Below are 12,932 nucleotides of genomic sequence, written 5' to 3'. Positions count from 1 at the left end.
CACGTCACCGCGTCCCGGCTCGACGCCGCTGTGACTGCCTGCTCCGAGGGGTCTGTCTGGCTGCTGCGATCTCAGACGTCGTACTTCTTCTTCGAGCTGCTCCCGGGAGAGCGATGTTACGTCTGAACTCAAGGCGGCAACCTTTTCTGGATGATATCCGCTTGTACGGAGAGGGACAGATCTAGATCACCATCGGCCAACCGCAATGGTCCGAATGCCGTGCTGCGGGCATTTACTGCACATCGGCAGAATTTGCGGTATTTTATTGAGTATTCCGCTTTATCTTTACTGAGACGTGGCGGGCGGGAAGCGCTGGGGAAACGCCACACCAGAGTGATCGATTTGGCAACCGAGACCTCAAATCAGGACATGAAGAGCCCGCCGCTGCGCCGGAGGCGCGGCCTGGTGCTGTGGTCTATGCTGGCTGTCTCGCTCTCGCTGATCGGCGGCACCGTTCTGCTGTCGAACGACATGCGGCATCTGCGCGATCTTGCCGGGCGGCTGGGCTACCCGTTCACGCCACAAAAGACCGTGGCAGTCCTCCCGAAAAGCTCGCCTCCGCCACCCAGGCCAAGGCCGGCACCCAATCCTGTCCTCGTCAGCGTCGAGCGTGATCCGCGGCTGATGGAGCCACCGCTTGCCGAACTCGCGGCCGCCTTCTTCAGGACATGGTGGACGACGGGCCCGGCGATCTGCGACGCCCTGCGCAAGGCCGGCATCGGCACGACGCCGTGGCGGGCTGCGGGCATGAGCAGCACCACATTCGAATGCACCTTCCAGCAGGTCTACAAGCAGGATGCCGAGCGCCCCCTGAGCTCGGTCTTCGTGATCATCCGCGGCGACCGCGACGGAGCGATCTTCAACATGCGCGCCAAGCTCGTCGGTCCGGAAACCGACAGCGCCGGAAAGCTCGATCCGGCGGCGATGCGAATTTTCGAGACCATGCTCGCCCAGCCGCACTGGCAGGACTTCTCCGCCACGCTCGCAGCGATCCGCGAATTGAAAGACGTGAAGGAAGAAAGCTTCGGGACCAGCGTCAGCTTTACCCGCGAAACCGCCAGCGACAATAGCTTCAACTTCATCATCGCCATGAAGGCGACGCCCGGACCACAGATCCGCACCAGAGCCTATTTCTCCGGCGAACGCTGGCTTGAGTTGCCCGAGCAGCCGCCTTCGGAAAAGCGGCCGCCCTATTTTCGTTAGAGCCTTAGAAGTAAGGCTCGAAGAACGTCCTGATGGCGTCGATCTCGTTCGGACGGATGTCATGCCCGCCGGTGTGCCACTCGGTCGTGACCTTTGCCTTTTCCTGTTCGAAATAGGCAGCAAGCGCCTCGGTCAGCGGCACCGGGCAGATCGGATCGCGCTGACCGGCGGTGATCAGCACCCTGCGCCCGGCAAGTTCCGCATTGGACTTCGGCTGAAACGGGATGAGCGGATGCAGCAGTGCGCTAGCATCGAAGATGCCTTTCTCGATCAGCACATTGGCGAGAATGTTCGCACCATTGGAAAAGCCCAGTCCGAGAATGTGTGACGCGCCGTGACCGGCCGCGAGATCCCTGACATAAGCGGCCATCTTTTCGGTCGCCCGGGCGAGGTCGTCCATATCGTAGACGCCATCGCCGGTGCGCTTGAAGAAGCGCGCCGCACCATGTTCGGAAACATCGCCCCGCGGCGAAACGATTGTTGCTTCCGGCAGCAGACGCCGGCCGAACTCGAAGAACTGCGTCTCGTCGCCCCCGGTGCCGTGTAGCACGAAGAGAATAGGCTTGCCGGGTGCACCGGCATGCAGCCGGTGCACATATGAATTATCAGCCATGGCTGTTCTCCTTAGGCTTCGAGCGGCGGCAGATGCTGCTCGATCAACTGGCGCATATGCGCATGCTGCTGCGGCAGCTTCAGCGCCTCGCCCAGATGAGCCGTATCTTCGTCACGGTCGAAGCCCGGTTCGTTGGTGGCGATCTCGAACAGCACGCCACCCGGCGTGCGGAAATAGATTGCCCAGAAGTAATCGCGGTCGATGACCGGCGTGACCTGGTAACCGGTATCCATCAGCGCCTTGCGGACTTCGAGCTGCTTCTCGCGGTTTTCGACGGCGAAGGCGACGTGGTGGACGGAACCGGCACCCGGCAGCGCACGATTGATGCTGGGCATCGTTTCAAGATCGATCAGATGCGCACCATTTCCACCGGGCAGGATCAGACGCTTGACGCCGTCCTTCTCGTCCTGGACCTGATAGCCCATGAACTTCAGAAGTTCGGACGTCGCGCCGTCATCGCGCAGCCGCATGGCAACCGAGTGGAAACCGCGGATCGCATGATCCTCGGAGATACCGCCGTTCGTCCACGGCTTGCGCGCATCGTCCTTGACTTCGACGAGCGCGAAGCCGTCACCGTCGGGACCGGCAAAGTTCAGACGCTTCTCGCCGAAGCTTTCCTCGGTTTTCAGGCCGCCGGCATCGAGCTTCGACAACCGGTCGCTCCAGAAGCCGATCGAGCCTTCGGGAACCGAGTAGACGGTGGTGCCGACTTCGCCGGTACCCGGACGGCCCTGCGCCATCTTCGGGAACGGGAAGTAGGTCATGATCGTACCCGGCGCACCGGTCTCGTCACCATAATAGAGGTGATAGACGTCGGGAGCGTCGAAGTTCACGGTCTTCTTGACCCGGCGCAGGCCGAGCGCGTGGGTGAAGAACTGATTGTTGGTCCGGGCATCCTCAGCCATCGACGTGACGTGGTGCAGCCCCTTGATCTGGTTCAACATGAAAAACCCCTTTCTTGCCCGCATCGGCGGGCTTTCGATGGGTGATAGATGATCCCTCGGCGGCTTTTGGAATAGCCCCGCAAGCTGACACGCATTGTCTCTTTTTATTGAACGATGAGAGAATGTCGTTCAGAAATCGCTAGTTAACCTGTGGGTTCGCAGGCAGTTGCCAATCGATCGCCGCACGGCCATGAGACTGCAGATAGGCATTCGCCTTGGAAAACGGCTTGCTGCCGAAGAAGCCATTATGCGCCGAGAGCGGCGAAGGATGCGGCGCCTTCAGCGCCAGATGGCGCGCGCTATCGACGAACGCCGCCTTGCGCTGCGCATAGGATCCCCAAAGGATGAAGACCACGTGCTCGCATTCCTCGTTGACCTTGCGGATCACGGCATCGGTGAATTTCTCCCAGCCCTGTCCCTGATGCGAGGCAGCCTGCGCCTCCTCGACGGTCAGTACACTGTTTAAGAGCAGCACGCCCTGCTTCGCCCAATGCTCCAGGAAGCCATGCCGGGCGCGCTCGATACCGAGATCGGTCTCCATCTCCTTGTAGATATTGACCAGCGACGGCGGGATGCGGACGCCGGGACGCACGCTGAAGCACAGCCCGTGCGCCTGTCCGAGACCGTGATACGGATCCTGGCCGAGGATGACCACCTTCACGTCGGATAGCGGCGTCAGATCGAGTGCGCGAAAATACTCCGATCCCTTGGGGAAAATATGCTTTCCCGCCTGCTTCTGCGCCTGCAGAAACGCCTTCAGCTGCTGCATGTACGGGCTTGAAAACTCCGGGGCCAGCGCGGCCTTCCAGCTGTCTTCCAATGCGATTGTCTGTTCGGTCATTTGCGCTCCCGTTCGCTGAGAACGAGCACCTGATGTGGCTCGAAAAGGGAATTGCGAAGTAATTTAGTGATCGCTGCGGATCAAAATTTACGAAGTGACAGTAGTGTGTTGATAATGGCCGACGGATTCAAGCGCTGGCAGGGCTTATTCAGAATGAAATTTGGGACTAGTGGACTGCGCGGGCTCTCCGCCGATCTAAAAGGCAGGGCTTCCGCGCTCTATGCGGCCGCCTTCGGCCAGTATCTCCTGGAAAGCGGACAGGTAAAGCCGGGTGACCTCATCCTGCTCGGCCGCGACTTTCGCGATTCCAGCCCGGAAATTGCTGATAACTGCACCGCGGCGCTGGCTTCGCTCGGATTCGCGGTCGCCGATTGCGGCACCGTGCCCACCCCGGCGCTGGCGCTCTACGGCCTCAAGCTCGGCGCCGCCAGCCTGATGATCACGGGCTCGCATATCCCCGCCGATCGCAACGGCATCAAGTTCTACCGGCCGGATGGCGAAATCGACAAGGCCGACGAGACGGCGATCTCCGCTGCCGCAGCCAAGCTCGACGCCACGTTTGTGATGCCCGCGAAAACAGGCACGGCGTCGGATCACGGCTCCGTCTGCGCCGAAGGCTTTTTCAAGCGCAACGCGGCTATCCTCCCGGCAAAGGCGCTTTCCGGCCTTCGCATCGGTGTCTACCAGCACAGCACTGTCGCCCGCGACATGCTGGTCGATCTGCTGGCGCTTTATGGCGCTGAAACGATAGTACTCGGCCGCTCGCAAACGTTTATTCCTGTCGATACGGAAGCCGTCTCGCCTGAGACGATCGAGCTGTTGAAGGGCTGGGCTGCCGAACACCGGCTGGACGCAATCGTCTCCGCCGATGGCGATGGCGACCGGCCGCTGGTGACCGACGAAACCGGTACGCCGCTGCGCGGTGATCTCCTCGGCCTGATCGCCGCGAAGTTCCTGAAAGCCGCCGTGGTCGTCACCCCGGTGACCTCGAATTCCGGCATAGAGGCGGCGGGCGATTTTGCTGTCACCCGCACCAAGGTCGGCTCGCCCTTCGTCATCTCTGGCATGCAGGAGGCGGTTTCTGCCGGCAAGGCGCGCGTCATCGGCTTCGAAGCCAATGGCGGCACGCTGACGGCGTCGGAATTTGCGATCAACGGAACGGTGCTGGCGCCGCTGCCGACACGCGATTGCTTCCTGCCGATGCTGGCCGTGCTTTCGCTTTCGGCAAAGGACGGCAAACCGCTGTCCAAGATTGCCTCGTCCTTTGCCCTTCCCGTTGCCGCGGCCGACCGGCTGGAGAATTTTCCGGTCGAGACGAGCGCTAGGCTGATGGCCTATCTTCGCCAATCGCCTGACAACCTCGCCGAATTCCTGACGCCGATCGGCGAACCGGCGACGGTGAGCGATATCGATGGCCTGCGGGTAACGCTTAAGGATGAAGCCGTGATCCACTTTCGGCCTTCCGGTAACGCACCGGAAATGCGCTGTTATGTAGAAGCGAAAGATGAAGCTGCGGCAGCTGCGCTGCTGGATGCCGGCCTGAACCGGATCCGGCAATGGGCGAACGCCAACTGAACCAAGACTTACGACCGCGAGGAAACATAGAAATGACGCAGAAGATCGTTCCCGTGATCATGGCCGGCGGCAAGGGCACGCGCCTCTGGCCGCTGTCGCGCGCATCGGCGCCGAAGCAGTTCATCCAGTTTATCGGCGACCGGACGCTGTTCCAGGAAACGCTCGCCCGCGTCTCCGATCCCGCCCTCTATGAGGCTCCTGTTGTCCTCACCAATGAGGAGTTTCGCTTCCTCGTTGCCGAACAGGCCCGCGAACTCGGCCACGAACTGAAGGCGATCCTGCTTGAGCCGTCGGCCCGCAACACCGCGCCCGCCGTTGCCGCCGCCGCCGTGCTGATCGCCGATCTCTTCGGCAAGGACACGCTGATGCATGTCCTCGGCTCCGACTACGAGATCGTTGCCGACCAGAGCTATTTCGATAGCGTGCGCGCCGCTGAAGCGACCGCCGCCAAGGGCAAGCTCGTCACCTTCGGCATCGAGCCATCGGAGGCCGCAACCGGCTACGGCTATATCGAAGGCGGCGAGACGCTTCCGACCGGCGCATTGACCGTCAAGCGCTTCATTGAAAAGCCGCCGCTGGCCAAGGCCGAGGAAATGCTGGCTGCGGGCGGCTTCTACTGGAACTCCGGCATGTTCATGTTCCAGGTGTCCGCGCTTCTGGCAGAAATGCGGGAACACGCGCCGGAGGCATCGCAGGCTGCTGAAGAAGCGGTTTCCAAATCCGTCCGCGACCTCGACTTCATTCGTCTGGATGCCAAGTCTTTCGCCAAGGCACCGAATATCTCCATCGACTACGCGATCATGGAAAAAACGGCCAATGCCGCCGTCGTCCCTTCGCCTTTCAAGTGGTCGGATCTCGGCAGCTGGGACAGCGTATGGAAGTCAGGCAATCGTGACGAGCATGGCAATGTTGCCACCGCCAACACGACGCTGATGAACAGCCGGAACTCACTGGTCATGAGTCACGGCGTCCACCTCGCCGTCCAGGGCATGGACGACATCGCCGTCATCGCCAGCGAAGACGCCGTCTATGTCGGCCGCCTGCAGGACAGCCAGAGCGTCGGCGATATCGTCAAGACGCTGGCCGCACTGCCGAAGACCGTGAAGCTCACCGAAACGCACCCAACCTCCTACCGTCCGTGGGGTGGTTACACCTCGATCTTCAATGGCGACCGCTTCCAGGTGAAACGCATCTTCGTCACGCCGGGCAAGAAACTGTCTCTGCAGAAGCACCATCACCGCTCAGAGCACTGGATCGTCGTCAAGGGCACTGCCGAAGTGACTATCGGCGAGAATGTGCAGATGCTGCGTGAAAACGAGTCGGTCTATATCCCGCTCGGCGAAGTCCATCGGCTCGCCAATCCCGGCAAGATCATGCTGGAACTCATCGAGGTGCAGACCGGTTCCTATCTCGGCGAAGACGACATCATTCGCCTCGTCGACGAGTTCGGCCGCAACTGACCACAGCACTTGTCTTGAACTTATGACTTTCGCTCTGTAACACGGTCGCGTTCTGCCAGTGGCGGACGCGATCGTTTTTCATGATGGAAGTCATCCCATGCGTATTGTTATGATCGGTTCTGGTTATGTCGGCCTGGTGTCCGGCGCCTGCCTTGCGGATTTCGGCCACCACATCACCTGCGTGGACAAGTCCGAAGCCAAGATCGATGCCCTGGAGCGCGGCGAAGTGCCGATCTTCGAGCCAGGCCTCGACGCGATCATCGAGCATAACCGGGCGGCCGGCCGCCTTGATTTTTCCAAAGATCTGGCAGCGCCCGTCGCTGCTGCCGACGTCGTCTTCATCGCTGTCGGCACCCCATCGCGCCGTGGCGACGGTCATGCCGACCTGAGCTACGTCTATGCCGCAGCCCGCGAGATCGCCGCTGCCGTCACTGGCTTCACCGTTATCGTCACCAAGTCCACCGTACCCGTCGGCACCGGCGATGAGATCGAGCGCATCTTCCGCGAAGAATTCCCCGGCAAGGACATCGCCGTCGTCTCCAATCCGGAATTCCTGCGCGAAGGTGCCGCGATCACCGACTTCAAGCGCCCTGACCGCATCGTCATCGGCACCGAAGAGCCGCGCGCCGTGGAAGTCATGCGCGAGGTCTATCGCCCGCTCTATCTCAACGAAGCGCCGCTCTATTTCTGCGAACGCCGCACCTCCGAGCTGATCAAATACGCCGCCAACGCCTTCCTGGCGATGAAGATCACCTTCATCAACGAGATCGCCGACCTCTGCGAGCAGATCGGCGCCGACGTGCAGAAAGTCGCCAAGGGCATCGGCATGGACAAGCGCATCGGCGACAAGTTCCTGCATGCAGGCCCCGGCTATGGCGGCTCCTGCTTTCCGAAGGATACGCTGGCTCTCGTCAAGACCGCCCAGGATTACGACAGCCCGATGCGGCTGATCGAGACGACGGTCGCCATCAACGACAACCGCAAGCGCGCCATGGGCCGCAAGGTCATCGCCGCCTGTGACGGCACAGTGCGCGGCAAGAAGATCGCCGTCCTCGGCCTGACCTTCAAGCCGAATACCGACGACATGCGCGACGCCCCGTCGATCACCATCATCCAGGCGTTGCTCGATGGCGGCGCCGAAGTCCATGCCTATGACCCGGAAGGCATGGACGACGCCAAAGAATTGCTGGGCGCCGTTACCTATGGCAAGGATCCCTACGAGATCGCCCAGAATGCCGATGCAATCGTCATCGTCACCGAATGGGATGAATTCCGCGCCCTCGATTTCAAGCGCCTGAAGACCACGGTCAAGACGCCGACGATCGTCGACTTGCGCAACATCTATCCCGCCGCCGAAGTCAGTAGACACGGTTTCAGCTACTTCGCCGTCGGCAAGAAAAGCGAGAAGCAGTAAGAGGATGCATTATTTCATAACAGGCACGGCCGGTTTCATCGGATTCCACCTGGCGCGGCGCCTGTTGCAGGATGGTCACCGGGTGACCGGCTTTGACGGCCTGACGCCCTATTACAACGTCAAGCTTAAGCATATGCGCCACGCGGCGCTGGCACAGTTTCCGTCCTTCACGCCTGCTATCGCCACGCTCGAAGACCGCGAGAAGCTGGAGGCGGCGATCGCTGAGGCACAGCCTGACGTACTAATCCATCTCGCCGCGCAGGCGGGCGTTCGCTACAGCATCGAGAACCCGCGTTCCTACATCAGTTCGAACGTCGATGGCTCCTGGAACATTCTGGAATTTGCCGAACGTTACAAGGTGAAGCACTTGATGCTCGCCTCGACCTCGTCGATCTACGGCTCCAACCCGGACGTCCCCTTCCGCGAGACCGATCGCGCCGACGAGCCGCTGACCATCTATGCCGCGACCAAGAAGTCGATGGAGCTGATGGCGCACAGCTATTCGCATCTCTACAAGCTGCCCATCACCGCCTTCCGCTTCTTCACCGTCTACGGCCCATGGGGCCGGCCGGATATGGCGCTCTTCAAATTCGTCAAGAACATGCTCGAAGACCAGCCGATCGAGATCTACGGCGAAGGCAAGATGAGCCGCGATTTCACCTATATCGACGATCTGGTGGAATCGATCGTCCGCCTTTCGGCCGTCATTCCCTCCGAGGAAAATCGTGTCGCCGGTGACAAGGTCGAGACGCTCTCGCGCCAGGCGCCCTTCCGCGTCGTCAATATCGGCGGCGGCCAGCCCGTCAGTCTGATGGATTTCGTCGAGACCGTCGAACACGCGCTCGGGCAGTCCGCCAAGCGCACCATGTTGCCGATGCAGAAGGGTGATGTGCCCCGCACCTTCGCCAGCCCCGACCTGCTTCTGGCGCTGACAGGCTACAAGCCGGAGACGACGCTGGATGAGGGCGTGAAGGCATTCATCGAGTGGTATCTCGAAGCGCGAGCCGACATGGAAATCCCTGCCTAGCTATCGTCCGCCGACGCCTGGCGTCGCGTGGTTCAGGGCACGCGGCGCGATCAGTCTGGCGATATCGGCCGCGGGCGCCGGATAGCCGAGCGCATAGCCCTGCAGCGTGTCGCAGCCGATTGCCGTCAGCACCTCCGCATGCCCTTCGGTTTCGACACCCTCGGCAATCACTTCGACATTCAATGCCTTGGCGATCTCGACGATCGAGCCGACAACACGGTGCTGTTCTTTCGATCCGACGATATCGGTCACCAGCTGCCGGTCGATTTTCAGCCGCTTCGGTCGCAGGCGGGCAAGCCCGATCAGCGAGGCATGGCCGGAGCCGAAATCGTCGATCTCGATATCGATGCCCATCTGCTTGATGCGCTCGATGCTGGCGACCAGACGGTCGTCGGAATCGTCGAGGAAGATGGTTTCGACCAATTCGAAGGACAAGGCGCCTGACGGGATCTTCAGGGCTTCCAGATTTGCAAGGAGCCCAGGATCGAAGAGCCGCGGGCCCGAAATATTGACGGCGACACGGGGGACTACAGCGCCCTGCGCCTGCCAGTCGAGCCGGTCTTCCAGAACCCTGCTGAGAATGGCCGCGTCGATCTCTGCGGCAAGGCCGTTCTCGTCAGCCACCTTGAGGAAAACAGCTGGAGACAACACGCCTTTTTCAGGATGGATCCAGCGGGCCAGCGCCTCCAGGCCGGCAATTTCCCGGGTCTTCGCGTCAAGCTGGATCTGGTAATAGGGAACGATCTCACGGCGCTCCAACCCGAGCCTCAGTTCCTCGGCCAGCCGTCGCTTGCTCTGAATGTCGTCCTGCAGTTGCCGGGTGAAGAATTCGATGCGGTTGCGGCCGAGCTTCTTGGCCTGGAACAGCGCCAGATCGGACTCGGTCAGGAGATTGCGCGCGTTGCGCCCGTTGTTCCAGGCAACGCCAATCGACGTTCCTGATTGCAGGAGCTCCTGTCCGAACCGGATCTTCTTGCCGAGCCGGCGCTGCAGGTCGCTGGCAATGCGATCCAGTTCCTCGCGGCCTGCGAAATTCCAGAGAATGATGACGAACTCATCGCCGCCGACACGGGCCACCATGCCGTCAGCGGGAATGCCTGCGGTGATCCGCAGGGCAGCAGCACGCAGGACGGTATCGCCGGCCGAATGGCCATGGCTGTCGTTGATCTGCTTGAACTGGTCAAGATCGAGATGCAGAACCGCGAGCGACGATACCGACTTATTGCCATGCAGCTCGGCAAGCCGCTTGTCGAGAAGCCTGCGGTTCGGCAGACCCGTCAGATAATCGTGCTCGGCAGCATGCTCGATCCGCGCATTGCTTTCCTCCAGCGCTTTCGCCCGCGCTTCCGCAACGAGGCGCTGGCGCTGCAGTTCGGCGGCAAGCTCGACATCAGCGGTCACATCCCATTCGGCGCCGATGAACGACGGTGCGCCATCCTCGCTGACGAAGAAATGCGCCCGCGAACGCATATGACGAATCTCGCCGTTCGGCCAGATGATGCGAAATTCGGAATTATAGGCGCCACGCCGCGCAATCGCATCGTCGAACTCTGCGAAGGCACGGTCCCGGTCATCAGGGTGGATGGCGTTTTCCCAGATCGATGTCGGCACCAGCCGGCTGGTCTCGCCGGTCTGGTATAGACGGTGCATCTGCGCATCCCAGACGATCCCGCTCTTGCGGACATCATGTTCCCACACACCGATCTGCGACGCATCAAGGGCAAGCTCGAGGCGTCTCAGCAAATCCTGGAATTCACGTTCTGACCGGGTCGGTTTGTTATGGGGCAATGCAGTCTCAACCTAGCAGCGGCCTTTGCCGATATTACCACCTTCTCAAAGCCGGATTAACGAAGGCTTCTCCGTATTACCGAACTAGTTACTAGGTGAACTGTTCCTTACAACAGTCACAAAAACGCTCATGGGTTGTGTCGGGATCGTATTTTCACTTGAGAATCAAGCACCCTGTATCACCGCTTGGCGCGCGAATGCTTGTCCTCGAAATGCTGGAGAATGCCGCTGTGGTCGACGTCGCCGCCGCCGCCCGCGACGAATTCGGCGAACTCGGCGCGCACGGTTTCTGTCAGCGGCAATGCCAGCGACAGGCTCTCTGCCACAGCCAGGATATTATTCAGATCCTTGAGCTGCAGCTTCGAAGGGCCGCCGGTGCCGAAATTATGATCGACCATGCGCTGGCCATGCAGATCGAGGATACGGCTCTCGGCGAAACCGCCGCGGATCGCATTGCGAAACGCCTCGCGTGAACCGCCACCGGCTTCCATCAGCATCATCGCTTCGGCAACGGCACCGATGGTCACCGCAACGATCTGCTGGTTGCCGAGCTTGGCAAGCTGTCCGGTTCCGGTAGGCCCAACATGGGTGACGCGGCCGAGAGGCGAAAAGACCTCCGCCAGTTCGGCGATAACAGCCCCCTCCCCGCCCGCCATGATCGCCAGCGTCCCGGCTGCTGCACCGACGACACCGCCGGAAACCGGCGCGTCGATATGCCGGATGCCGCGTTCGGCAAGGCGCTGCGCATGATCCCGCGCCGCCTTGGGCGCGATCGAGCTGCAGTCGATAACAACCGCACCTGCGGCAAGCGCTGCTGCAACACCCTGGTTGAAGAGGACGTCCTCAACGGCATTGCCATCCGACAGCATGGTGAAGACGATATTCGCGCCCTTTGCCGCTTCACTTGCATTACCTGCAATCCGCGCGCCGTCAGCAGAAAGTGGCGCAGCCTTGCTGGCATCCCGGTTCCAGACCGTGAGCGCAAAGCCCGCGCCCAGCAACCGGCGCGCCATCGGCCCGCCCATCAGGCCAGTGCCGAGGAAGGCGAGGTTCCGTGTGCTGCTCATCCGATCTTGCCTCCAAGCTCGTCGTCTATATGAATGCGGATGATCTCGTCGAAGGACGAGTCGGCAACGAAGCCGAGGGCGCCCGCGCGCTTCGCCTCGAAAGCCTCCGGCCAGCCGGAAACTATGCGCATGATCAGCTCGTCGGGCTGGCGGCGGATGAGCTTCACGGCGCTCTCCCCGGCAACACGCCTGAGAGCCTCGATCTGCTCGCCGACAGTAGCGCTGACGCCGGGCATCGTGAGGCTGCGCTGTGCGCCGAGCGGCGCGAGATCGATCCGCGACGCCTGCAGCAGAAAGCCGACGGCCGAGCGTGGCGATGCATGCCAGTGACGCACGGTATCCGGCACCGGCAGGATGGCTTCCTGCCCGGCAAGCGGCTCGCGCAGGATACCGGAGAAGAAGCCCGAGGCTGCCTTGTTGGGCTTGCCGGGGCGGATGCAGATGGTCGGCAGGCGGATGCCGATGCCATCGAGGAAACCGCGGCGGCTGTAATCGGACAGCAGCAGCTCGCTCATCGCCTTCTGCGCGCCGTAGCTCGTCAGCGGCGTCTGGTGGAAATCATCGGGAATGACCTTCGGGAAGGGTGAACCGAAAACCGCCAGCGACGAGGTAAAGACCACGCGCGGCTTGTAGCCATCCTCGGCATGCGCGAACCGGATCGCTTCGAGAAGCTCGCGCGTGCCGTCGAGATTGATACGGTAGCCCTTCTCGAAATCGAGCTCCGCTTCGCCCGAAACGATCGCCGCCAGATGGAAGATCAGGTCCGGCCGGCCGGCAACGATCTTCGCCGCTTCACCAGACGCCGAAATGTCGGACGCCCAGGCATTCACCGTGCCGGCAAACCCCGCCGGCTTTTCCGGTTCGATGACATCGATCAATGAAAGGGCCGAGATTTCCGCGCTGCCGAGGACCTTGTCCTTGACGAGACGCGCCGTCAGCTTGCGGCCGACCATGCCGGCCGCACCGATAATCGCGATATGCATGCATTCCTCCGCTATGC

General features: G+C 61.4%; 11 protein-coding genes. 5 read left to right on the top strand and 6 right to left on the bottom strand.

Translation table 11 applies throughout. The features are described 5' to 3' along the window. Positions 1 to 333: 333 nt before the first annotated feature. Entirely contained in the window at positions 334 to 1,203 is an 870-nt protein-coding gene (locus J2X43_RS10980) for a DUF6030 family protein (protein ID WP_310293934.1), read from the top strand. A gap of 4 nt (positions 1,204 to 1,207) precedes the next feature. On the opposite strand, the gene J2X43_RS10975 is transcribed toward J2X43_RS10980, so the two are convergent. The 3 genes from J2X43_RS10975 to ung form a co-directional block, all read right to left on the bottom strand. Further along, positions 1,208 to 1,816 carry an alpha/beta hydrolase gene (locus J2X43_RS10975; RefSeq protein WP_310293933.1) on the bottom strand — a complete coding sequence of 203 codons (609 nt, stop codon included), beginning with the start codon at positions 1,814 to 1,816 and terminating at the stop codon, positions 1,208 to 1,210. Between the two features lie 11 nt (positions 1,817 to 1,827). Beyond that, positions 1,828 to 2,760, bottom strand: coding sequence for a VOC family protein (locus J2X43_RS10970; RefSeq protein WP_310293930.1), 933 nt, complete (start codon positions 2,758 to 2,760; stop codon positions 1,828 to 1,830). Positions 2,761 to 2,899: 139 nt separating this feature from the next. Continuing rightward, positions 2,900 to 3,601 (bottom strand): uracil-DNA glycosylase, encoded by a 702-nt coding sequence (ung, locus tag J2X43_RS10965; RefSeq protein ID WP_310293928.1) that lies wholly within the window; start codon positions 3,599 to 3,601, stop codon positions 2,900 to 2,902. 153 nt (positions 3,602 to 3,754) lie between these two features. On the opposite strand from ung, the gene J2X43_RS10960 reads away from it, so the two are divergent. The 4 genes from J2X43_RS10960 (at position 3,755) to J2X43_RS10945 (ending at position 9,077) form a co-directional block, all read left to right on the top strand. Then, positions 3,755 to 5,176 (top strand): phosphomannomutase, encoded by a 1,422-nt coding sequence (locus J2X43_RS10960; RefSeq protein WP_310293926.1) that lies wholly within the window; start codon positions 3,755 to 3,757, stop codon positions 5,174 to 5,176. A gap of 32 nt (positions 5,177 to 5,208) precedes the next feature. Next, complete coding sequence (locus J2X43_RS10955) at positions 5,209 to 6,636, top strand: mannose-1-phosphate guanylyltransferase/mannose-6-phosphate isomerase (RefSeq protein ID WP_310293925.1); 1,428 nt, start codon at positions 5,209 to 5,211, stop codon at positions 6,634 to 6,636. Positions 6,637 to 6,733: 97 nt separating this feature from the next. Beyond that, positions 6,734 to 8,050 carry a UDP-glucose/GDP-mannose dehydrogenase family protein gene (locus tag J2X43_RS10950; RefSeq protein ID WP_310293923.1) on the top strand — a complete coding sequence of 439 codons (1,317 nt, stop codon included), beginning with the start codon at positions 6,734 to 6,736 and terminating at the stop codon, positions 8,048 to 8,050. Positions 8,051 to 8,054: 4 nt separating this feature from the next. Beyond that, entirely contained in the window at positions 8,055 to 9,077 is a 1,023-nt protein-coding gene (locus J2X43_RS10945; RefSeq protein ID WP_310293921.1) for an NAD-dependent epimerase, read from the top strand. Here J2X43_RS10945 and J2X43_RS10940 read toward each other — a convergent pair whose 3' ends face one another. The 3 genes from J2X43_RS10940 to denD form a co-directional block, all read right to left on the bottom strand. Beyond that, positions 9,078 to 10,865: an EAL domain-containing protein gene (locus J2X43_RS10940; RefSeq protein ID WP_310293919.1), complete on the bottom strand. Its 1,788-nt coding sequence runs from the start codon at positions 10,863 to 10,865 to the stop codon at positions 9,078 to 9,080. A 179-nt stretch (positions 10,866 to 11,044) separates the two neighbouring features. Then, entirely contained in the window at positions 11,045 to 11,932 is an 888-nt protein-coding gene (locus J2X43_RS10935) for an NAD(P)-dependent oxidoreductase (protein ID WP_310293917.1), read from the bottom strand. After that, on the bottom strand, positions 11,929 to 12,915 hold the full coding sequence (gene denD / locus J2X43_RS10930; RefSeq protein WP_310293914.1) for a D-erythronate dehydrogenase: 987 nt from the start codon (positions 12,913 to 12,915) through the stop codon (positions 11,929 to 11,931). Before denD ends, J2X43_RS10935 begins: the two co-directional genes overlap by 4 nt. Positions 12,916 to 12,932: the final 17 nt, after the last annotated feature.

Origin of the sequence: Rhizobium sp. BE258 (assembly GCF_031457345.1) — a bacterium.
GTDB lineage: Bacteria > Pseudomonadota > Alphaproteobacteria > Rhizobiales > Rhizobiaceae > Rhizobium.
Note: the sequence above shows the minus strand (reverse complement) of the source record. Positions and strands in the feature narration are given on the sequence as shown.